Below are 20,625 nucleotides of genomic sequence, written 5' to 3' on the forward strand. Positions count from 1 at the left end.
TATTCTCGGTGGTATTATTTAAAGGCTTTATTTGGTTAATTAATGTCAATGTTTGTCAGCGTTTTCCTAGCATGTACCTTATTAGGAGCAGTTGTAGGATTTTTTGCGGGATTACTCGGTATTGGCGGCGGTTTGATTATAGTGCCCGTTTTGGTTTATTTATTACCTTTATTGGGTATTAGTCATGAAATTGCTTTACCAATGGCCTTAGCTACCTCACTCGCTTCCATTATTTTTACATCTTCTTCAGCCACGCGAGCACACCATAAAAATGGCAATATACCTTGGCCTATTGCTAAGCAGTTAATTTTTACTGTGGCTATTGGCGGTGTAGTAGGTGCAATAATTGCGGGTTCGTTGTCACTAGCTGCATTAACTAATTTATTTGCTAGCGCTGTATTCCTTTTAGCAATTTACATGTTTTTGTCGATTAAGATAGAGCGCAGCATTGCTTTACCAAATCATGGCATACTTGCCATTATCGGACTAGTTACCGGCATTATTGCAAGTTTAATGGGCATTGCTGGTGGTGCTATTTTAGTTCCGGTTTTGATGTACTGTTCATTGGCTATGCGCCAAGCAATCGGTGTTGCGACTGTTTGTGGTATTGTTGTTGCGCTTTTTGGTGCGCTTGGCTACATAATTATTGCTCCACAGCCATCCTTAATGCCATCTTGGAGCTTAGGTTATATCTATTTGCCAGCATTGCTCGGTATTATTTTAACCTCATCACTGTGTGCACCCATAGGAGTTAAAGTGGCAAGTTCATTACCTATCCCAATTCTTAAAAAAGGTTTTGCGCTATTTCTTATGTTAGTGGCAATTAAAATGATGTTGTAGTGTTAATAGTTTTTGCCACATCTGCAAATATTAGGCATAATTTCAGCCACTATTTATGGTGTTAAGAATAGCAATAAAACTACGTTTGCGATGGTCGGAAATATCAGACTTAAGCCTTGTAGTTAAGCCATATTATTATTTTATCAACGACTAAATTTATTGATTTTTAAAGGACAACCGAGTGAAAGCATATCTTGATTTAATGCGTCAGGTTCGTGATGAAGGCATTGAAAAGTCAGATCGAACAGGTACCGGAACTAAGAGTATATTTGGCCATCAAATGCGTTTTGATCTTGCCAAAGGCTTTCCATTAGTGACCACTAAAAAATGTCATTTAAAATCAATCATTCATGAGCTACTCTGGTTCATTAAGGGCGAATCAAATATTGCCTATTTAAAAGAAAATGGCGTTAAAATTTGGGATGATTGGGCAACCGAAGATGGTGAACTTGGCCCTGTATATGGTGTGCAGTGGCGTAATTGGCCTGCGCAAAATGGTGAAACTATTGATCAGCTTGCGCAGTTAATTGATGATTTAAAGAATAATCCCGACTCTCGTCGTCATATTATCACAGCTTGGAATCCGGCGCTTTTACCTGATACGTCAATTAGCCCTGACGCTAACGCCGCTGCTGGTAAGCAAGCACTCCCTCCGTGTCATACCTTATTTCAGTTTTATGTCCTTAACGGCAAATTAAGTTGTCAGTTATATCAGCGTAGTGCCGATATATTTTTAGGTGTGCCGTTTAATATTGCAAGCTATGCATTATTCACTATGATGATTGCTCAGGTTTGTGATTTGGAACTAGGTGACTTTGTTCATACCTTTGGTGACGCACATTTATATTTGAATCACTTAGAGCAAGTTGAAGAGCAACTTTCGCGAGAGCCTTTGCCATTGCCAACGATGGCAATTAATCCTAATGTTAAAAGTATTTTTGATTTTACTTTTGAGGATTTTGAATTACAAAATTATCAAGCGCATCCGCATATTAAGGCACCTATTTCGGTGTAATGCTGCGTTTTGTTGTCACTGGTAATTCAATAACAAAAAAGGAGCGTAAAGCTCCTTTTTTGTTATTTATAAATGCTGTTAGCCATGCATACGAAGAAATTTTGCTAGTAGGGCTTCTTCATCTTCAATTTTGTCTGGATCGGGTTTGATACAGTCGATAGGGCATACGGAAACACAAGTTGGCTTATCGTAATGGCCGACACACTCAGTACATTTATCAACATCAATTTCATAAACATTTTCTCCCATTGAAATTGCTTCATTTGGACATTCAGGATCGCACATGTCGCAGTTAATACAGCTGTTTTCAATGAGTAATGCCATAAATTATTTTTCCTGATTTTGCGCAAAAGGATGACGCGTAGTACCACCTTCAGTGAGGTAGCGCATAATAATGCCAAATGACAAATCAACGCTAGTGCCGAGCTCAATGGCAACCTTATGACCTGAGCCTTTGGCATCTTCAACCGGCTCACCTTTTAAATTTTGCATTTTAGTTAGCGTAAAGCTTTGATTTCCCGAAGGCGTCATCAGTTCAAGCTCATCACCTATTAAGAATTTATTTTTAACGTCAATTTCAATTAAGCCAGTCGCTTCGTTACGGCCAATAACTTCACCAACAAATTGTTGAGTGTCGCTTTTTGAGTATCCGTAATCATAGTTTTGCGTATCACCGTGACGATGGCGCTGTAAAAAGCCTTCGGTATAACCCCTATGTGCCAAATGTTCTAAATCGGTGTTTAACCGACCATCAAATGCTTTGCCGTTAACGGCATCTATCATTGCTTGGTTATAAATTTGTGCCGTTCGGGCGCAATAGTAAAATGACTTAGTACGGCCTTCAATTTTTAATGAGTGTACCCCCATTTTTACTAAACGCTCAACATGCTCTACCGCACGCAAGTCTTTTGAATTCATGATGTATGTGCCGTGCTCATCTTCAAAGGCTGGCATATATTCGCCTGGACGCCCTTGTTCTTGTAATAAAACGACATCTTCAAAAGGCTTTTGTTCTGGCACATATATTTCGGCCGGTTGTTTAGCGATAATATCACCGGTTTCGGTTTCTTGTGCAGGATGGCTATCGTATTTCCACCGACAAGAGTTTGTACAAGTGCCTTGGTTTGGGTCACGTTTATTAATATAACCAGATAGTAAACAACGGCCTGAATATGCCATGCACAATGCACCATGAACAAAAACTTCTAATTCAATTTCGGGGCAACGAAAACGAATTTCTTCTATTTCATCTAATGATAATTCGCGAGAGAGAATTACACGTTCTATGCCTTGCTGGTGCCAAAACTTAACGGTTGACCAGTTTACGGCATTAGCTTGCACAGAAAGGTGAATAGGCATGTCAGGAAAGTTCTCACGAACCATCATTATAAGCCCGGGATCAGACATGATAAGGGCATCAGGCCCCATTTCAATAACTGGCTTTATATCGCGCAGAAAAGTTTGTAGCTTACTATTATGCGGGGCGATGTTGTTTACCAAGTAAAACTTTTTGCCGAGTGCGTGTGCTTCGTCAATACCTATTTTTATGTTTTCTAAACTGAATTCGTTATTACGTACTCGAAGTGAATATCTTGGCTGACCTGCATAAACGGCATCGGCGCCATAGGCAAAGGCATAGCGCATGTTTTTTAGACTTCCAGCAGGGGACAATAATTCAGGTTTGAGCATAATAAAATTCAACATAATAAAAGCGGTCGCGCATTATAATGTAGTTTAGTTACTGTTATCAGGATTTGTTATGTAAGCTTGATCTTGATCAATGTATTAGCGATGGAAAACAACTTTGGTTATGTGCGTTAAGAAAATAGAAGGTGATCACTATAGCAATTATTTTTTACTTTTATTGTCGTAATTTCAATATATTGTGCTAGATTTATTTATGAATTAATACTAATAAAAAGGAAGATTTATGGGCGCAGAAAATGCACTTTACACTATACTTGTTGAAAAAATTAAACAAGATGCTCTAGTACTACCTACCTTACCTGAAATAGCGTTAAAAGTTCGAAAAGCTGCCGATGATCCAGAAATAAATCTTGGTAAAATGAGTGAAATTATAGCTCAAGACCCAGCATTATCTTTAGGCATGTTAAAAGTGGCGAATAGTGTTGTTTTTGGTCGTACCGTAAAGGTTGAAACTGTTGCGCAGTCAGTTACCCGTATTGGTTTAACGCAAATAAAAAGCATTGCAACGGCAATGGCGGTTGAGCAAATGTTTGTTTCGGATAGTCCAATAATTTCCGAGTATATGCAGAAGTCTTGGAACAAAACTGTGGATGTTGCTTCAGTCGCTATATCGTTAATGACTATTTATTTGCAAAAAAATAAGCATGCGGCGTTTTCACTAGACACTATAACATTAGCGGCATTGGTGCATAATATAGGTGTGTTGCCAATTTTAACTGAGGCTGAAAATCACCCTGAGGTATTTGCTAATCCAGCCTTTATTCAGCAAGCCATTATTAAGTTTTCTAATGAAATTGGTGCCGAAGTAACAAAGGCATGGGAGTTTCCAGAAGAGTTTACCGAACTAGTGTCTGCTTGGAATGATTTATCGGTACTTCCTAAGGAAGTGCATTATCTTGATTTTATCCGTGCAGGCGCGGTTTACCATGAAATTTTTAAAAGTGAATCAACTCGCGATATTTTATTAAAAAGTTATGTCACTAAGGAAATTCTGCCAGATGTTGACTATATGGCATCAGAAGAATTTGAAAGTCTGTTAAGTGATGCCAGAGCCATGTTTAACTAATGTATTTTATTGTTACTTAAGGCAAATTTTAACAATTTAAAAAGGCGCTAAAGCGCCTTTTTAAATTGTTAATGGTACTACTCTTCTAGGTAATCTGTTGCTTTCAATGCAAATTCAGCCAGTAAATGGTCAATAAAACGGTTAAGCTCGCCGGCCATCAAGGCAAAGTCTGCGTCAAGTTTTGCAATAACGTCATCACTATCGATATCATCATTTTGTTCTTGAATAACGTCGTAAAATTTAAGGCGTTTAATGGCTAAGTCATCACAAAGAATGAAAGATAATGATTCATCCCATTCAAGGGCGACTTTTACTACATATTTATCGGCATCAAGGTGGGCTTTAATTTCTTCACTGGTTAAATCTTGGTTTTTAACACGAACAACGGCACCATCATCACCTAGTGCGTTAAATTCAGCTTCCATACCAAGTTGGAAGTTAGCGCCTAAGTTATTTTCAATTAGCCAGTCGGTCATTACTTCATCTGGTGCTTTTTCTGGCGAAGGAGTAGTAACAGGTAATGTGCCAAGTGACTTACGTAATAACGCCAGAAAGTCTTCTGCTTTGCCACGGCTGCTGGTATTAACAACAATAATATTATGGGCAGCATTAATATAAGCGTGTGTATCACTAAAACGTGAAAATGCACGAGGTAACAATTCAAAAATAATATCTTCTTTAAATTGTTCTTTTTCTTTTTTGGTTGCGCCACGAGATTGCTCGGCTTCTAATTGCGCAACTTTTTGTTCGAGCATATCTTTAATAACAGGTGCCGGTAGAATTTTCTCTTCTTTACGAGCACATAGTAAAAAATTTCCATTAACGCCGTGAACAATGGTTTCGCCATGCTTGCCTAATGCATTTACCCAACCAAAATGAGATTGTTCAGTTGAAGCACATGGTGTAAATAGGTGTTCAGATAATTGTTTTTCTAAATCAGCTTCTGAACATTCAAATGGGCGAGTAAAGGCAAAAAAGTAAAGGTTTTTAAACCACATTAAGATAATCCTAGGCCCTAACAATGTGGGCGAATAATTGAAAAACGAGCGTTATGTTACCGTAATTTACCACCTTGCGCACGCCAATATTTTTTCAATTATTTAGGTTGTAAAATTTAACTCATACTACTAAATTCGATATCGTATCGTAAGCCTTCTCCAGGTGCTGAACTGGCTTTTACTCTACCGTTTAATGTGTCATTTACTAAGTCATAAACAATATGTGTGCCTAAGCCTGAGCCGTCTTGATTTTCAGATGTGGTATAAAACGCATCGAATAGGTGCTTAAGTTGTTCTTCATCTAGGCCATGGCCATCGTCTTGATACACTATATGAACGTGATCAGCTGCTTGCTTAACGGTAATATTAATGGTTCCTCGATTAATATTACTAAAGCCGTGAGCAATAGAATTAATAATTAAGTTAGTAAAAATTTGTGATATAGCACCTGCATGGCAATATACTTCTGAATTTTCCGGACAGTCAACTTTAATTGTATGGCTTGTTTTTTTCAATTTAGGGTGCAAAGAGTGAATAATTTCATCTAGGTATTTACCTATGTTGACCAAACGAATTTTGTCACTAATTTGGTCAACGGCAACTTGCTTATAACTGGTAACAAGTTCAGAAATTCTACTCAGGTTATTTAGTACTATATTTAAGCCTTGTTGTGAGTTTTTGGTGTAATCTGTTAATGTTCGTTTACTTAACTTATTTTGCTCAATATCTTCTTTAAGTGTTGTTAGTAGATCAGATAAATAGCTTGCAGAGGTAATACTAACACCAATAGGTGTGTTAATTTCATGTGAAACTTCTGCTGAAATGTTACCTAAAATTGCCATTTTTTCAGCGTCAAGCAGGCGTTCCTGTGCTTTATTTAATTCGATAATAGAGCTCTTTAACTCATGATTAGTATCAATTAGTGTTTTTTCGGTAACGCTTCTGCGATTATTTTCGGCTTGTAACTTACTTTGTTGTTCAAGTAATTCCCGTTGTTGCATTTCCATTTTTAGCATGGTGGTACTCAATGATGAGGTTTTTCGTGCTACTTCCTGTTCAAGCATTAAATTTTGTTCATCGAGTTTGCTATTAGTCGATATGATTTTACTTTGTGCTTGTGCTAACTGTTCCTTATAAAGCACCAGTTCATCAATTAAATTATTATAGGCATTTTGCAGTATATTTAACTCGTTATTTTCATAATTAATAACGTGTAACTTAGATGCTTCTGGGTCATCAATATCAAATTGATTGATCTGTTCGGTAAGTTCATTTAGTGGGTTGGTTAATAATTGTGAGAAGGCGATAGAAAACAATAAAACGAGTGCAGCAGTTTTAACCATGGCATTGCCGATTAGAAAATAAATGCCCACTTGAATACGGTTAAATATGACTTCATTACTGGAAAGTAATGTTACTGAGCCGACTTTTGTTGTACGGCCTGAGAATTCAAAAATTAATGGGAAAGAGTGGCCAAATAGCCCATCAGTGCTTGAACTGACATTAAAATATTCATTATCGGAACCCTCATCATTTAACGACTCTATATTAAGGGTCTCTTCATCAGCAACTAGGCCCAACTGGGCTATTATTTGTTCGTTTTCGTCGGTTATGGTTATACCTTTAATCATAGGAATAGCCACCAAACCATCGGCAATATCGATGGCTTGTTGTGTGTTTAACTCCCATACGGCTCTCGTTAAACTGCCACTAAAGGTTTTTTCAAGTGTTAAAAGTTCACTGGTTATATGGCTTTTGGTATTTATATACTCGGCACCGATTTGCACACAGGTAACAAGGAAGGTCAGAACAAAATAAAATGACAATACTCGGGCAAGTAATTTTCGTGACAGGCTTGTAGTTTTCATTAAATATTTCTTTTATTTCGTATTTCTTGATTTTAGCTTTTTTATCGCAGGTTAAAAGTTTTTTTTAAATATTGTGGCTATTATTACTCCATTGGCTAACGAAAGTTATTGAGTTTTCTCAGTATTTTTAAAGAATATGTCATTTGTTTGCATAAAAAATGCAATAAAACTATCATCAAATAGCCACAAAAAAATAAATTAAATTTAGCAAAAGTGTCATATTTATTTGTAAAATCATGCCCTGTGTCACAAAAGTGTCATAAATATTTGGCAAAATAGCCGCAATTAATTTCTAGACATACTTAAATCTTTTAAAGGTATCCACATGAAACATACGTACAATAAAATCGCTGTTGCATTATTGTCTTCTTTATCGTTATCGGCATTTGCAGCTGATGTTGACATTTATGGTAAGGCTAATCTTTCAGTACAGTCTTCAGACTTTGGTGAAGGCTCATTTACTGAAGTGACTAGCAATGCTTCGCGTATTGGCTTAAAGGGTACGCATGATTTAGGTGATGGCTTAACTGTTATTTATAAAGCTGAATTTGAAGTTGATTTAGATGGCGATGGTAAAAAGGGTTACGGCTCTAAAGAAAAAGATGTTGATACGTTTGAGGCTCGTAACCAATATGTTGGTCTAGCAGGTAGCTTTGGTGAAGTATTGTTAGGTAAAAACGATACTATGCTTAAGCAATCGCAAGGTAAAGTGGATTTATTCAGTGATTTAAACGGTGATATTAAAAACTTATGGAAAGGTGAAAATCGTATGGCGGATACGATTTCATATAAATCACCTAAGTTTAATGGTTTTCAACTAGGCGTTACTTATGTGACCGAAGATGAAGTTGATGGCGAAGACGGTACTTCAATTGCTGTATTTTACGGTGATAAGAAATTGAAAAAATCAAAAATCTTTGCCTCAGTTGCCGTTGATTCAGAAGTGAAAGGTTATGACATTACGCGTGCTACTGTTCAAGGTAAAGTAGGTGGTGTTGTTTTAGGCGCTATGGTACAAACGCAAGAGAAGATAGACGGTAGTGCTGAAATGGACGGTTTTATGGTTTCAGCGAAATACAAAATGGATAAAATTACTTTCAAAGGTCAGTACCAAGCTGCGAACTTTGACGGCGGTGATGATAAGTCAGGTATCACTGTTGGTGCTGACTACTCATTAGCGAAAAGCACTAAACTTTATACTTTCTACACTAGCTTCGATATGGACTCTGGTGAAGACCAAGACTATTTAGCTGCGGGTATTGAATACAAGTTTTAATGGCTAAGTTTGGCATTGAATAAATAATGAAACTTGAATAAAAGTCGCTTGTTGCGGCTTTTTTCTTGCCTATTTTAATAGCTTAGTCGATCATGACATTAATTTTATCCATGTCATGAAATTGTCACAATAATTTATCACAATGCTTAGTAGACGATTTTTTATTTAGGCATCAGGAAAGATACATGAATAGACAGATTTTAGTTGTTGAAGATGAAGCGCCGATCAGAGAAATGATCACATTTGTTTTAGAGCAAAACGGCTTTAACGCTATTGAAGCAGAAACCATTGAACAAGCACAGGCAAAAATTAAAGAACCTTACCCAGATTTAATTTTGCTTGATTGGATGTTACCAGGCGGCACAGGAGTGAAGCTCGCTAAATCACTAAAACAAAACGAATATACCCGTTCTATTCCGATTATTATGCTGACGGCGCGTGCTGATGAAGATGATAAAGTGAAAGGCTTTGACGCCGGCATTGATGATTATGTAACTAAACCATTTTCACCAAAAGAATTAATAGCCCGCATTAAAGCCGTAATTCGCCGGGTTGCACCAACAGCGCTTGAAGAAGCTATCGAGTTTCATGGTATCAAACTAGATCCAGTCGCGCACCGCGTGTCGATCAATGAAAAAAACCTTGACCTTGGCCCTACCGAATTTCGTTTGTTACATTTTTTCTTAACGCATACTGAACGTGTATATAGCCGCGAACAACTATTAGACAATGTGTGGGGCACCAATGTTTATGTAGAGGATAGAACAGTTGATGTGCATATTCGACGTTTACGTAAAGCTATTGCTGGCGAAGGTCATGAAGATTTTATTCAAACCGTACGTGGTTCAGGTTACCGATTTTCTGGTAAAACTAAAGACAGAGTATAATTTGTAAAATATGCCTTTTCGCTTATCTCAAAGAACAATTATAACCCGTATTATTGCTACATTATCGATGAGCGGTATTGTCGGTTACCTATTTGGCAATACCTTTTTGGCACTGAGTTTAGCTTCTTTAGCTTTACTGATTTGGAATTATAACCACCTGTTTAAACTAACAGATTGGCTATGGCAGGGAAAGTCGATTGCGCCGCCACAAGCTGAGGGTATATGGGGACGGATTTATGATGGTCTCTATCATAGAATTCGCAAACAACGCCAGAAGCAAAAACAGTTGAATGAGCGCATTCGTAAATTTAGAGATGGTGCTGAAGCCTTGCCTGATGCAGCTTTAGTGCTTTCAACTGAACTCACTATTTTATGGGGCAATAGAAAAGCATCTCAATTAATTGGCATTCGTTGGCCGGGAGATGTTGGCCAGCGTATTGACAATTTAATACGCTTCCCTGAGTTTGCCAAATATCTTGAAGGAGGCAACTTTGAAAGCCCTTGCGTTATCATTTCGCCAATAAACAGTGAGCAGCAACTGGAATTAAGGATGATGGCCTATGGCAGCGATCAAATATTATTGCTGGCGCGAGACATAAGTAAAATTCAACGGCTTGAGGAAATGCGGCGTGATTTTGTCGCTAATGTATCTCATGAGCTTAAAACGCCATTAACTGTGGTGCGCGGTTATGTTGAAATGGTACAAGCAAGTGAAGCTGCATTAGCCCCGCATTGGCAAAAAGCATTTTCTACCATAGAAACACAAGTTTCTCGAATGGACCGCTTGGTTGAGCAACTATTGGTATTGTCACGAGTAGAAAATAATGTTGAAGATGACAACCTTCAGCAAGTCAACTTGTCACGTTTAATATTAACAATTGTTGAAGATGTGCAATGGCTCAATCAAGAAAAGAATCATAATATTACAGACGATATTGCAGCAGATATTGTTATTGTTGGTAATGAGCATGAATTAAAAAGTGCATGTATGAACTTAATTTCAAATGCCATTGCCTATACGCCGGAAAATGGTGTTATTAATGTTAGCTTAGCGAATAATGGCAATAAAATACGTTTTAGTGTTAAAGACAATGGCCCAGGTATTAAGCCTGAACATGTGAATCGTTTAACGGAGCGCTTTTTTAGAGTTGATAAGTCGCGTTCAAGAAACACTGGCGGCTCAGGTCTAGGTTTAGCAATCGTTAAGCATGTTTTAAATCATCATAACGCCGAACTTGCCATAGAAAGTGAATGGAATAAGGGTAGCGAGTTTATTATTTATTTTACTTTTAAAAATGATAAAGATATAAATTTCAGTTAGGTATCTTAAAAAAAACGCAGAAAAACCTTTTTAGAAGCACCTGATTGAGGTGCTTTTTTGTTGTGAGAAAATAATGACGAAAATATGACTGTTGTAATATAAGTGTCACAAAGTTTACTTATTATTGTCATATTCGAATCATATAGTGTTCACAAATTAATTAAGATTCTCATCGGAGAGCAACATGAGTTTAAAACGTGTTTTAAGTGTTATTGGTTTAACAAGTTCTATGAGCTTTAGCGCCTTAGCAATAGATCAAAATTTACCAAGCTATAAAAAAGTGAGCGGAGTCTCAGGTAACTTATCTTCGGTAGGTTCTGACACTTTAGCGAATATGATGACATTTTGGGCAGAAGAGTTTAAGCGAACTTACCCAAATGTGAATGTGCAAATTCAAGCGGCAGGTTCTTCTACTGCGCCACCGGCATTAACTGAGGCAACATCTAATTTAGGGCCAATGAGTCGTAAAATGAAGTCTCGTGAAATTGAAGCATTTGAAAAGCGCTACGGCTATAAGCCTACGGCTGTTCGCGTTGCCATTGATGCCTTAGCTGTTTTTGTTCATAAAGATAATCCTATAAAAGGCTTACGTATCGACCAAGTTGATGCAATATTTTCAAATAACCGCAAATGTGGTGCAGATAAAGACGTAGACCGCTGGGGTGACTTAGGTTTAACTGGTGAGTGGACAGGTAAAGATGTGCAATTATATGGTCGTAACTCAGTATCAGGTACTTATGGCTATTTTAAAAAGAAAGCACTGTGTAAAGGTGATTTTAAAAATAACGTAAATGAACAGCCAGGCTCTGCATCGGTTGTGCAATCAATATCTGCCTCTTTAAATGGCATTGGTTATTCTGGTATAGGTTATAAAACATCAGGTGTTCGTGCCTTACCACTTGCCAAAAAAGGTAATAACTTTGTTGAAGCAACTATGGAAAACGCTGTTTCTAAAAAATACCCGCTTTCACGTTTCTTATATGTTTATGTAAACAAGCACCCGAATAAGCCACTAGCGCCTATGGATGCAGAGTTTTTGAAAATGGTGCTGTCAAAGTCTGGTCAAAAGATTGTTGAAAAAGATGGTTATATTCCATTACCGGCATCAGTTGTCGCCAAAGAATACAAAAAGTTAGGTTTGTCTTTATAAGTATTAACGACAAATAGCAGCAACTGATAAGCCCGTGTTTAGTCATAAACACGGGCTTTTACGTTCAGGATGTACGGTCAGTTTTTATGTTCCCGACAAAAACTAAGTACCTGCGTCCATGTTGGCAATAACGCGGGTGCACGCATAGAACCATGAGTTAGATATCTATCTTGATTTAATCTTTTTCGCAGAAAATAGGCCGCTTATCGATAGCTAATTTTAATGTCGACGTCGTGTTTAGCTAGGGTGCCTTGCTCATTAACTAATGCATTATCTATCAAAGGGCGATCTGACAGCCACTGCAAGTTAAAAACTAAGTTTAGTGTTTGTTTATCTAGCCTAATATCAGGTAGGCATTCGCTCGTAATTGTTCTTTGTTGACCAATGATTATACTCAAGCGCAATATCGTTAATAACTTTACTAATAGTTTTGGCTTTAAGGTGTGCCATTGTGTTTTACTGAGAGTAGCGATATTTTTTCGTTGGTTGCCCACTAGCCAGGCAAGTGCTTGTTGCTGTTCTTGGTTAAATCCAGCTAAATCAGCATGTTGTAAAATGTATTCGCCGTGCTTATGGTATGCTGTTGAACTAATGTCATAACCCACTTCATGAAGTTTAACCGCAGCAAGTAATAATTCTTGATAAATTATTTTGTTAAATTGCCACGCTTTACTTACTTCAATATAGATATGATTGGCGATAGTTTCGATTAACGTTAGCTGACTTAGGTCGATATTAAATCGAGTAATTAAGCTTCGAATTGTACGTTGACGAGTATTGTCATGGCCAATGCTTTGTAATTGCTCAAATAATACGCCTTCACGTAAGGCATATTTACAATAATCAATTGTTTTAATGTTTAAAGATTCCATTAAGGCAATAAGTATAGCAACACCCGAGCATATAACTTCTTGTCGGCTATTTTTTAGGCCATTGAGTTGTATCTCAGTGACATTGTTAAATGACAAGAGTTGTGCTTGTAGCTGATAAAGCTGAGACAGGTTAATTGCTTGTTTAATATGGTGTGTTTGATTAACAATATTATAGATAGCTTTAATAGTCCCAGAGGTGCCAACGGCTTCTTGCCAGCCATAATTTTTGTAACGTTTGCTTATACTACTAAGCTCTGCTTTGGCGTTGGTAATCGCGGCGTTAAATTGTTGTTTTTCTATATAATTAATATTAAAAAATTTCTTTGCGTAACTTACACAGCCAAACTCTAAACTTGCTAGTGTACGAATAGTTTTTTGCTGACCAATAATACATTCAGTACTGCCCCCGCCAATATCAATAACGAGTCGTTGTTTGGCCGAGGCACTATAAGCACTTACTCCTTGGTAAATTAACCTAGCTTCCTCATGGCCAGATATAACCTCAATATCAAATGGAAATACTTGTTTAGCCACTTTGAGGAATTCATCGGCATTTTTTGCTTGTCTGAGTGTGAAGGTTGCTACCGCCCTAAAATTACTCTCTGCCAGCTGGGATGTAGAGCTACATAGGCTAGATAATGTTGCAATACCACGCATAATTGCTTGATTATCCAGAAAGTTATCTTTATTTAAGCCACTGGCTAGCTTAACTTTGTACTTCTCGCTGTGTAAAATTTGTACATGCTCTGCAACTTGTCGTGCCAATACAAAATGAAAGCTATTTGAGCCAATATCAAGCGCAGCAAAGTAGGAAACGTTATTTGTTTGAACTACTGGCTTTGATTTGCTCATCATCTTATTTCGTCTCTATCGCTTTTAAGTAGTCATAAATAGCGGTTTGTGAACGAACTGCATGTTTTCTCCCTTGGTTAACATATTGATTATTTTGACTTTCATTTATAATTCTAGCTTTAGTATTATCAGATAGCTGTAAGTGGATTATATCTATAATGCGTGTTTTTAATGTTTGATCGTATATTGGACAGGCAACCTCAACGCGGTGATCTATGTTTCTTTCCATCCAATCACCGGAGGATATAAACACTAGAGGCTCATTTTGATTATTGAAAATCATGACTCTTGGGTGCTCTAAGTATAAGTCGACAATAGAGATAACATGTATGTTTTCACTTAAATTTGCTTGTCCTGGAACTAAAGAGCACATACCGCGGATCAGTAATTGAATTTCAACACCAGCATTACTTGCACTATAAAGTTTATTGATCAAGCCGATATCGACTAAGTTATTTAATTTTAACGTGATTTTGGCTTTTTCATGCTGCTGAGCAAATTGAATTTCATTATCGATAAGTTGGTAAAACCGACGTCTAGATGTTAGTGGTGACACTATTAAGTGATTGAAACGAAAGCGTTTGTAGCTATGAGAGATAAATGAAAAAACATTATCAACCTCTTGGCAAATTTCTCGATGCTTAGTAAATAAGGCAAAGTCGGTATATATCCTTGCGTTATTTTCATGAAAATTGCCAGTACCTATATGAGCGTAACGAACAATCTTTTCTTGTTCTAAGCGGGTGATTAAGCAGAGTTTGGAATGAATTTTTAAAGTTTCAATGCCAAATTCAACATTAATACCGGCGTCTTTCATTAATTTAGCCCACTCAATATTGGCTTGTTCGTCAAAACGGGCTCGTAATTCCACGACAACAGTCACTTTTTTACCATTTTTTACTGCTTCAATTAGGGCATTGATAATTCTTGAATTTTTAGCGACACGATAGATGTTGATCTTAATTTGTCGTACTAGAGGATCATAGGATGCTTGCCGGATGAATTCAGTAAAATGACGAAACTTATAATAAGGGTAGTATAAGAGAATATCTTGCTCGCTAATCGCAGCGAAAATAGAGGGTTTTGCTAAAAATACTTTTGAGTCTAATGCTTTAATTTCAGGGTTTTCTAAGTGCGTGGAGGCCAAGTTTGGAAATTGAATAAAATCTTTGAAATTTCGATACCTAACGCCCGGTACTAAGTTATTAAGCTCTTTAACCTTTAACGATTTTGATAAAAAATTGATCATATACTTTGGCATTTCTTGATCATAAACCAGTCGAACAAGATCAGCTTTAAGGCGTTGTTTTAAGCCTTTAGACATTTGGTCGAGTAGGCTTTCATCCAAGTCATCGGTTAAGTTGTATTCGGCGTCTCGGGTTAATTTAAATGAATATGCTTCAAGGTTGATGTAGTCAAATACGCCAGAAAAAAGCTTATTGATATATAGGTAAACCACATCATCAAGTAACACAATTGTTTGTTTGTTATTGATATTTTCAACAGGTAATTGAATGAACCTAGGCGTGTCATCACGTGGAATTTCAACTAAAGCGTATTGTTTGGAGTTTTCTTGTTTTAAGGCCACTAAGAAGTATATAGCATCATCATCAATACAGCTGGCGAGTTGGGTTTTTGAATGAATGATGATAGGAGTAATGTGACGGATAATACGGTTGTCGAAATACTGCTCTAACCAACTTAGTTGTACAGTGCTTAATGATTTTTCAAAGGCCATGTCTTCAGTGTTATTGAAGAGTAGCTGAATGCCTTCTTGTTGTAACTGCGCAAAGCACTGCGCAGAAATGCTTTCAAATTGCAGTGTTAGCGATTTTACTTTCTCTATTATTTTTTGGTGTAGTTCCCGCCGATGGGATTTGCTGCTTTCTTGTGCGCTTTCAAGAAGTGCTTGGCGGCGTATATTAGCGACACGAACTCGAAAAAACTCATCGAGATTTGCAGAATATATGCCTAAAAATCGAATGCGCTCTATAAGGGGAACTGTATTATCATTGGCTTCTTGCAAAACCCGTTCATTGAAAGATAGCCAGCTTAACTCTTTATCAAAAAACATAAGGGAACCGTTTATTTAATGCTGTTATTATTAAATAAAACAATGATATAAAAAGTAAGTTACCGTTTTATGTTAAACGGTAACTTACTATTGCTTGTTAACGCGATATATCAACCATTAAGTCATCAGCTAAGTTTTCTAAGGCGTCAATCATATTGTCGATATCTATACTGTTTACGGCGACAGAAGCTTTTGCCTTAAATAATTCGTGTCCTGCATGTGGAGCGGTTTCTTTGGTACTAACTAATTTTAATAAATTACCTTTATGCTGATGGATAACAGAAGAAATTTCTTGCACTATGCCTGCTCTATCGTTAGCGGTTAACTCAAGAATAAATTGAGTTTCAGGCTTGCTATCAACTTGATTTACTTGTTCTATCTGCATTTTAAAGCCAGCAAGTGTTGAAAGTTGCTCAGATAATGCTGCTAATTGTTGATTGGGACAGGCGATTTCTATCACGCCAGCAAAAACGCCAGACATATGATGTAAGCTAGATTTTTGCCAATTGCCTTGATGTTGATTGATAACATCGGAAAGTGTTTCAACGATACCTGGGCGATCTTGTGAGATAAATGAGATAATAAGATAATTCATAACATGTCCTTTGAGAAAATAGATAATTAAGTGCTTTAACCTGAAATACGAGATAACTGAGAAAGTTCTTTATGAAGTTGCTCATCATCACCTAAATTAAGTTCGACTAATCGACGTAATAGGCTAATGCTGTCGATGTCAATACCGTTACACTGCACACCAACTTCGTTGCCTTCTTGATGGACAACTGCGATGTTCATGGTAATCACTGCGTCACTATCGGCTAATTTAAAGGTCAGTAAGCCGAGTTGCCGAGTAAGAATGTGGCCACATGAATCAAAATAAATTAATGCGCCATTTAGGGAAATATCGTGGATTTTTACATCAAACTGATGCTCTTCCATTTCCAGCGTTGCTTTCATGGAAAAAAGAACTCGAGTAAATTGACGTCTATTTTGCATTGCGATTAAACTTAATTAGGTCATTTAATCAGCATAGCTTGATTTTAAAAAAAAGGCACCCTAATTAATATTAATAAGGTGCCTTTATTTTGTTATTTACTAAATAGTTAACGATTTAATTAACCGATTTTCTTGTACTTGATTCTATGTGGTTGAGTTGCCTCTGCCCCTAAGGTTTTTTTCAACCATTCTTCATATTCGGTGTAGTTACCTTCGAAGAAGTTTACTTGCCCTTCATCGCGGTAATCTAAAATATGTGTTGCGATACGATCAAGGAACCAACGGTCATGGGAAATAACCATGGCACAACCAGGGAACTCTAATAGCGCTTCTTCAAGTGCACGTAATGTTTCAACGTCTAGGTCATTGGTTGGTTCATCCAGAAGTAATAAGTTACCGCCTGTTTTCACCAGTTTTGCCAGGTGGACACGGTTACGTTCACCGCCAGATAAATCACCAATGAATTTTTGTTGATCGTTACCTTTAAAGTTGAAACGGCTACAGTAGGCACGACTTGGAATTTGGTAGCTGCCAATTTCTAAAATATCTAAATCTTCCGATATTTCCTGGTAAACCGTTTTGCTGTCGTCCATATCGTCGCGGAATTGGTCAACGCTGGCCAGTTTTACTGTGTCACCTAATTCAACACTGCCGCTGTTAGGTGTTTCAGCACCCGATAACATTTTAAATAATGTTGATTTACCTGCACCGTTGGCACCGATTATGCCGACAATAGCACCTTTAGGGACGCTAAAACTTAAGTTATCAATAAGTACACGATCACCAAACGACTTAGTTAAGTTATTAACTTCAAGTACTTTGTCACCTAAGCGCGGCCCAGGTGGAATGTATAATTCGTTAGTTTCATTTCGTTTTTGATGGTCTTGGTTATTTAGCTCTTCAAAGCGTGCCATACGGGCCTTACTTTTTGCTTGACGACCTTTCGGGTTGGAACGAACCCACTCTAACTCTTGCTTTATAGTTTTTTGTAAAGCATTTTCAGACTTTTGTTCTTGCGCTAAACGGGCATCTTTTTGCTCAAGCCATGAAGAGTAATTACCTTCCCAAGGAATACCGTGACCACGGTCAAGTTCAAGGATCCAACCAGCAACATTGTCTAAGAAGTATCTATCATGGGTAATAGCCACAACAGTGCCTGAATAGTCATGCAAGAAACGTTCTAACCAAGCAACAGATTCCGCATCTAAATGGTTGGTAGGTTCGTCAAGTAACAACATGTCAGGTTTTTGTAGTAACAATCGACATAGCGCGACACGACGACGTTCACCACCACTTAAAATGGCAATTTTTTGCTCCCATGCAGGTAAACGTAAGGCATCGGCCGCGCGTTCAAGTACGTTTTCGATATTGTGACCGTCTTGGCTGTTAATAATATCTTCTAACTGACCTTGCTCTTTTGCTAAAGCATCAAAGTCGGCATCTGGCTCTGCGTATTCAGCATATACTTGGTCTAAACGCGCCATGGCGTTTTTTACTTCAGATACTGCTTCTTCAACAATTTCACGTACGGTTTTTTCTTCATCAAGTACCGGCTCTTGTGGCAAGTAACCGATATTTGTTCCGGCAAGTGCTTTTGCTTCGCCTTCAAATTCAGTATCAACTCCCGCCATTATACGGAGCAATGTCGACTTACCAGCGCCATTTAAACCTAAAACACCAATTTTAGCGCCAGGGAAAAAAGATAAAGAAATGTCTTTTAAAATTGTGCGTTTAGGTGGAACTACCTTAGAAACGCGGTTCATTGAGAAAATAAACTTGTCAGGCAAAGCCATGTGGGAACCTTTTTGTTTTAAGAAAAATAATAATTGGCAATATTTTAGGTTAAATTTGGTCTGATAAGCAAACAGCTTTTAAAGCTAGCCGCTAAATTAGCCGTTAGTGAGTAAGCTTGCTATTAGCCAATAAAGTAATGTTACTTTTCCTAAAATCTTTACGGCTAATAGACTTGTTTTGCATGTTATTCAATAATGTAAACTTGGTTTCTACCGATAGATTTAGCTTTATATAAAGCAATATCAGAGCGAGAGTAGAGATCTTGAAAGCATGTGTCGGAAGATTTAATGATTGATACGCCGACACTGACTTTTATCTCCAATTGAACATTATTCCCTAGTACTATTGGGGTAGTGTCTAATAAGTCTCGTAATCTTTCTGCCGCTTTCAGACATTTGGTTTTGCTGGTATCTGGTAATAATATTGAGAATTCCTCGCCACCAATGCGAGCGAAAATGTCCTCTGAGCGAATGGTTGGCGTAATTAGTTGCGCCATTTTAACTAATACCTGATCACCAATAGGGTGACCGTACTGGTCATTGATTGCTTTAAAGTGATCCACGTCTATTGAAATTACTGCTAACGCTTGTTGATGCCTAAGCGCACGATTAAATTCACGTTTGGCGTTGTCAAAAAAATATCGGCGATTATACAGCCCGGTTAGCTCATCTGTATTGGCAAGTAACTTAAACTTCTCTTTTAATTGATATAATTCGGTAACGTCTGTGGAAAAACCGATTAAAGTTTTACTACCCTCTTTAAAGTCGCATGGCACTTTAATACTCAGGTAATGGTGGAGTTCATTGTCGGCACCAAGTGATGTTTCGTTAATAACAACTTTATCATTGTTTTCAAATACTAATTTATCGGTTTGCCAAAAGTGCTCAGCAAATTCTTGCGGTATAACATCTGTATCGCGTTTACCAATAATTTCATCAGCAGCTAAACCAAAGAGTTCTGCAACACGACTGTTCACATAGCGAAAGTGCCGATTATCATCTTTCATATATATGTAGGCATCAACATTATTAAGAATAACGTCAAGCAAGTGTTTTTGTTCTTTATTTTCAGCTTCTAATGTTTTCTGCTTGGTGATGTCGGTAGATATGCCACATAAGCCTATGACGTCTCCATTTTCATCAAACAAAGGCTTTTTAATGATTTTATAGGTATGAACTTTACCTGTTGATTTAACTAGGTTGTTTTCTTCAGACGCAACTATGGTCTTATCGTTTATAACTTTAAGATCGTTTTGACGTAATTCATCAGAAACGTCAAGATCAAAAAAGTGGCTATCATCTTTGCCAATAATATCCTCGATAGAAGTTTGAAATAATTCTGCTACATCGGAATTTACATAGACATACCTACCATTTAAGTCTTTGGTGAATACATATGCATTAATGTTATTTAACAGCTCAGACATTGTTTTAACTTGCAGTAACAATGCCGACACATCGTGGCTTTTTTTATTTTTCATGTTCACATCCAATCATTGTTACTTGCCATATTCACGATTACTTAAGTGTTGGTTAAGTTATTTACTGGCACCCATAACAATCACTGATAACTATAACGAAATAATAATTAATCACATTTCATTATAGTTTATTAATATCCGCGGATTAATTTATAAATGCAAATAATAATATTGTTTAGGTGCGTTAAGCTCTGAAAAAAATTATCGACTTAAGTAATGAGATTAATTGCTAGTGCCTTGAATTTAAGCCGTAATAATTTTAATTAAATGCGTAGCATTTGACAATGAACAGTATGTTTCTTAAATGGTAAGTTGCAGGTGACTAGGACGTGTAGATTTTTAGTATATGCTTTTGCACAGTCTATTTAGCTTATATAAGGCGGAGTCTTTGCTATGTGTTTTTTCTCGATTTTGTCTCTTAAGTTATTT

Annotated in this window: 17 protein-coding genes; 7 read left to right on the plus strand and 10 right to left on the minus strand. The window is 37.2% G+C overall.

The window, feature by feature from the left end:
• Window positions 1–42 precede the first annotated feature (42 nt).
• On the plus strand, window positions 43–840 hold the full coding sequence (locus AC27HL_RS08095; RefSeq protein ID WP_487080465.1) for a sulfite exporter TauE/SafE family protein: 798 nt from the start codon (window positions 43–45) through the stop codon (window positions 838–840).
• A 181-nt stretch (window positions 841–1,021) separates the two neighbouring features.
• A complete protein-coding gene (locus AC27HL_RS08100; RefSeq protein ID WP_487080466.1) occupies window positions 1,022–1,855 on the plus strand; it encodes a thymidylate synthase in 834 nt (277 codons plus the stop codon).
• A 78-nt stretch (window positions 1,856–1,933) separates the two neighbouring features.
• Here the strand turns inward: AC27HL_RS08100 and AC27HL_RS08105 are convergent, their stop codons facing one another.
• Together AC27HL_RS08105 and trhP are read right to left on the minus strand one after the other, a co-directional pair.
• The gene (locus AC27HL_RS08105) at window positions 1,934–2,179 is read right to left on the minus strand and encodes a YfhL family 4Fe-4S dicluster ferredoxin (protein ID WP_487080467.1); all 246 of its coding nucleotides are present in this window, start codon (window positions 2,177–2,179) and stop codon (window positions 1,934–1,936) included.
• Window positions 2,180–2,182: 3 nt separating this feature from the next.
• On the minus strand, window positions 2,183–3,544 hold the full coding sequence (trhP, locus tag AC27HL_RS08110; protein ID WP_487080468.1) for a prephenate-dependent tRNA uridine(34) hydroxylase TrhP: 1,362 nt from the start codon (window positions 3,542–3,544) through the stop codon (window positions 2,183–2,185).
• Window positions 3,545–3,785: 241 nt separating this feature from the next.
• On the opposite strand from trhP, the gene AC27HL_RS08115 reads away from it, so the two are divergent.
• The gene (locus AC27HL_RS08115) at window positions 3,786–4,628 is read left to right on the plus strand and encodes an HDOD domain-containing protein (RefSeq protein ID WP_487080469.1); all 843 of its coding nucleotides are present in this window, start codon (window positions 3,786–3,788) and stop codon (window positions 4,626–4,628) included.
• A gap of 77 nt (window positions 4,629–4,705) precedes the next feature.
• On the opposite strand, the gene rdgC is transcribed toward AC27HL_RS08115, so the two are convergent.
• Entirely contained in the window at window positions 4,706–5,626 is a 921-nt protein-coding gene (gene rdgC, locus AC27HL_RS08120) for a recombination-associated protein RdgC (protein ID WP_487080470.1), read from the minus strand.
• A gap of 116 nt (window positions 5,627–5,742) precedes the next feature.
• A complete protein-coding gene (locus tag AC27HL_RS08125) occupies window positions 5,743–7,494 on the minus strand; it encodes a sensor histidine kinase (RefSeq protein ID WP_487080471.1) in 1,752 nt (583 codons plus the stop codon).
• 325 nt (window positions 7,495–7,819) lie between these two features.
• Here AC27HL_RS08125 and AC27HL_RS08130 point away from each other — a divergent pair, with 325 nt between their 5' ends.
• The 4 genes from AC27HL_RS08130 to AC27HL_RS08145 all read left to right on the plus strand — a co-directional run bounded on the left by AC27HL_RS08130 (window position 7,820) and on the right by AC27HL_RS08145 (window position 12,128).
• Complete coding sequence (locus tag AC27HL_RS08130; protein WP_487080472.1) at window positions 7,820–8,770, plus strand: porin; 951 nt, start codon at window positions 7,820–7,822, stop codon at window positions 8,768–8,770.
• 185 nt (window positions 8,771–8,955) lie between these two features.
• Window positions 8,956–9,657, plus strand: a complete 702-nt coding sequence (gene phoB, locus AC27HL_RS08135; protein ID WP_487080473.1) for a phosphate regulon transcriptional regulator PhoB — start codon at window positions 8,956–8,958, stop codon at window positions 9,655–9,657.
• A 10-nt stretch (window positions 9,658–9,667) separates the two neighbouring features.
• Window positions 9,668–10,978 carry a phosphate regulon sensor histidine kinase PhoR gene (gene phoR, locus AC27HL_RS08140; RefSeq protein ID WP_487080474.1) on the plus strand — a complete coding sequence of 437 codons (1,311 nt, stop codon included), beginning with the start codon at window positions 9,668–9,670 and terminating at the stop codon, window positions 10,976–10,978.
• A gap of 184 nt (window positions 10,979–11,162) precedes the next feature.
• Entirely contained in the window at window positions 11,163–12,128 is a 966-nt protein-coding gene (locus tag AC27HL_RS08145) for a PstS family phosphate ABC transporter substrate-binding protein (protein WP_487080475.1), read from the plus strand.
• A 203-nt stretch (window positions 12,129–12,331) separates the two neighbouring features.
• Here AC27HL_RS08145 and AC27HL_RS08150 read toward each other — a convergent pair whose 3' ends face one another.
• From AC27HL_RS08150 to AC27HL_RS08175, 6 genes are all read right to left on the minus strand, one after another.
• Window positions 12,332–13,855 carry a Ppx/GppA phosphatase family protein gene (locus tag AC27HL_RS08150; protein ID WP_487080476.1) on the minus strand — a complete coding sequence of 508 codons (1,524 nt, stop codon included), beginning with the start codon at window positions 13,853–13,855 and terminating at the stop codon, window positions 12,332–12,334.
• 1 nt (window position 13,856) lies between these two features.
• Complete coding sequence (gene ppk1 / locus AC27HL_RS08155) at window positions 13,857–15,926, minus strand: polyphosphate kinase 1 (RefSeq protein WP_487080477.1); 2,070 nt, start codon at window positions 15,924–15,926, stop codon at window positions 13,857–13,859.
• 97 nt (window positions 15,927–16,023) lie between these two features.
• On the minus strand, window positions 16,024–16,521 hold the full coding sequence (locus AC27HL_RS08160; protein WP_487080478.1) for a glycine cleavage system transcriptional repressor: 498 nt from the start codon (window positions 16,519–16,521) through the stop codon (window positions 16,024–16,026).
• A gap of 35 nt (window positions 16,522–16,556) precedes the next feature.
• Window positions 16,557–16,922, minus strand: a complete 366-nt coding sequence (locus AC27HL_RS08165; RefSeq protein ID WP_487080479.1) for a PilZ domain-containing protein — start codon at window positions 16,920–16,922, stop codon at window positions 16,557–16,559.
• 119 nt (window positions 16,923–17,041) lie between these two features.
• A complete protein-coding gene (gene ettA, locus AC27HL_RS08170) occupies window positions 17,042–18,715 on the minus strand; it encodes an energy-dependent translational throttle protein EttA (protein ID WP_487080480.1) in 1,674 nt (557 codons plus the stop codon).
• 185 nt (window positions 18,716–18,900) lie between these two features.
• On the minus strand, window positions 18,901–20,196 hold the full coding sequence (locus AC27HL_RS08175) for a sensor domain-containing diguanylate cyclase (RefSeq protein ID WP_487080481.1): 1,296 nt from the start codon (window positions 20,194–20,196) through the stop codon (window positions 18,901–18,903).
• Window positions 20,197–20,625 lie beyond the last annotated feature (429 nt).

The sequence above is a fragment of the Colwellia aquaemaris genome (assembly GCF_057548755.1).

Bases quoted from the DNA above. Each gene is read 5' to 3' on its own strand.
- phoR (WP_487080474.1), top strand. From the start codon at position 9,668: ATGCCTTTTCGCTTATCTCAAAGAACAATTATAACCCGTATTATTGCT.
- phoB (WP_487080473.1), top strand. From the start codon at position 8,956: ATGAATAGACAGATTTTAGTTGTTGAAGATGAAGCGCCGATCAGAGAA.
- AC27HL_RS08145 (WP_487080475.1), top strand. From the start codon at position 11,163: ATGAGTTTAAAACGTGTTTTAAGTGTTATTGGTTTAACAAGTTCTATG.
- AC27HL_RS08105 (WP_487080467.1), bottom strand. From the start codon at position 2,179: ATGGCATTACTCATTGAAAACAGCTGTATTAACTGCGACATGTGCGAT.
- AC27HL_RS08125 (WP_487080471.1), bottom strand. From the start codon at position 7,494: ATGAAAACTACAAGCCTGTCACGAAAATTACTTGCCCGAGTATTGTCA.
- AC27HL_RS08175 (WP_487080481.1), bottom strand. From the start codon at position 20,196: ATGAAAAATAAAAAAAGCCACGATGTGTCGGCATTGTTACTGCAAGTT.
- ettA (WP_487080480.1), bottom strand. From the start codon at position 18,715: ATGGCTTTGCCTGACAAGTTTATTTTCTCAATGAACCGCGTTTCTAAG.
- AC27HL_RS08130 (WP_487080472.1), top strand. From the start codon at position 7,820: ATGAAACATACGTACAATAAAATCGCTGTTGCATTATTGTCTTCTTTA.
- AC27HL_RS08115 (WP_487080469.1), top strand. From the start codon at position 3,786: ATGGGCGCAGAAAATGCACTTTACACTATACTTGTTGAAAAAATTAAA.
- AC27HL_RS08160 (WP_487080478.1), bottom strand. From the start codon at position 16,521: ATGAATTATCTTATTATCTCATTTATCTCACAAGATCGCCCAGGTATC.
- AC27HL_RS08150 (WP_487080476.1), bottom strand. From the start codon at position 13,855: ATGATGAGCAAATCAAAGCCAGTAGTTCAAACAAATAACGTTTCCTAC.
- rdgC (WP_487080470.1), bottom strand. From the start codon at position 5,626: ATGTGGTTTAAAAACCTTTACTTTTTTGCCTTTACTCGCCCATTTGAA.
- ppk1 (WP_487080477.1), bottom strand. From the start codon at position 15,926: ATGTTTTTTGATAAAGAGTTAAGCTGGCTATCTTTCAATGAACGGGTT.
- trhP (WP_487080468.1), bottom strand. From the start codon at position 3,544: ATGCTCAAACCTGAATTATTGTCCCCTGCTGGAAGTCTAAAAAACATG.
- AC27HL_RS08165 (WP_487080479.1), bottom strand. From the start codon at position 16,922: ATGCAAAATAGACGTCAATTTACTCGAGTTCTTTTTTCCATGAAAGCA.
- AC27HL_RS08095 (WP_487080465.1), top strand. From the start codon at position 43: ATGTCAATGTTTGTCAGCGTTTTCCTAGCATGTACCTTATTAGGAGCA.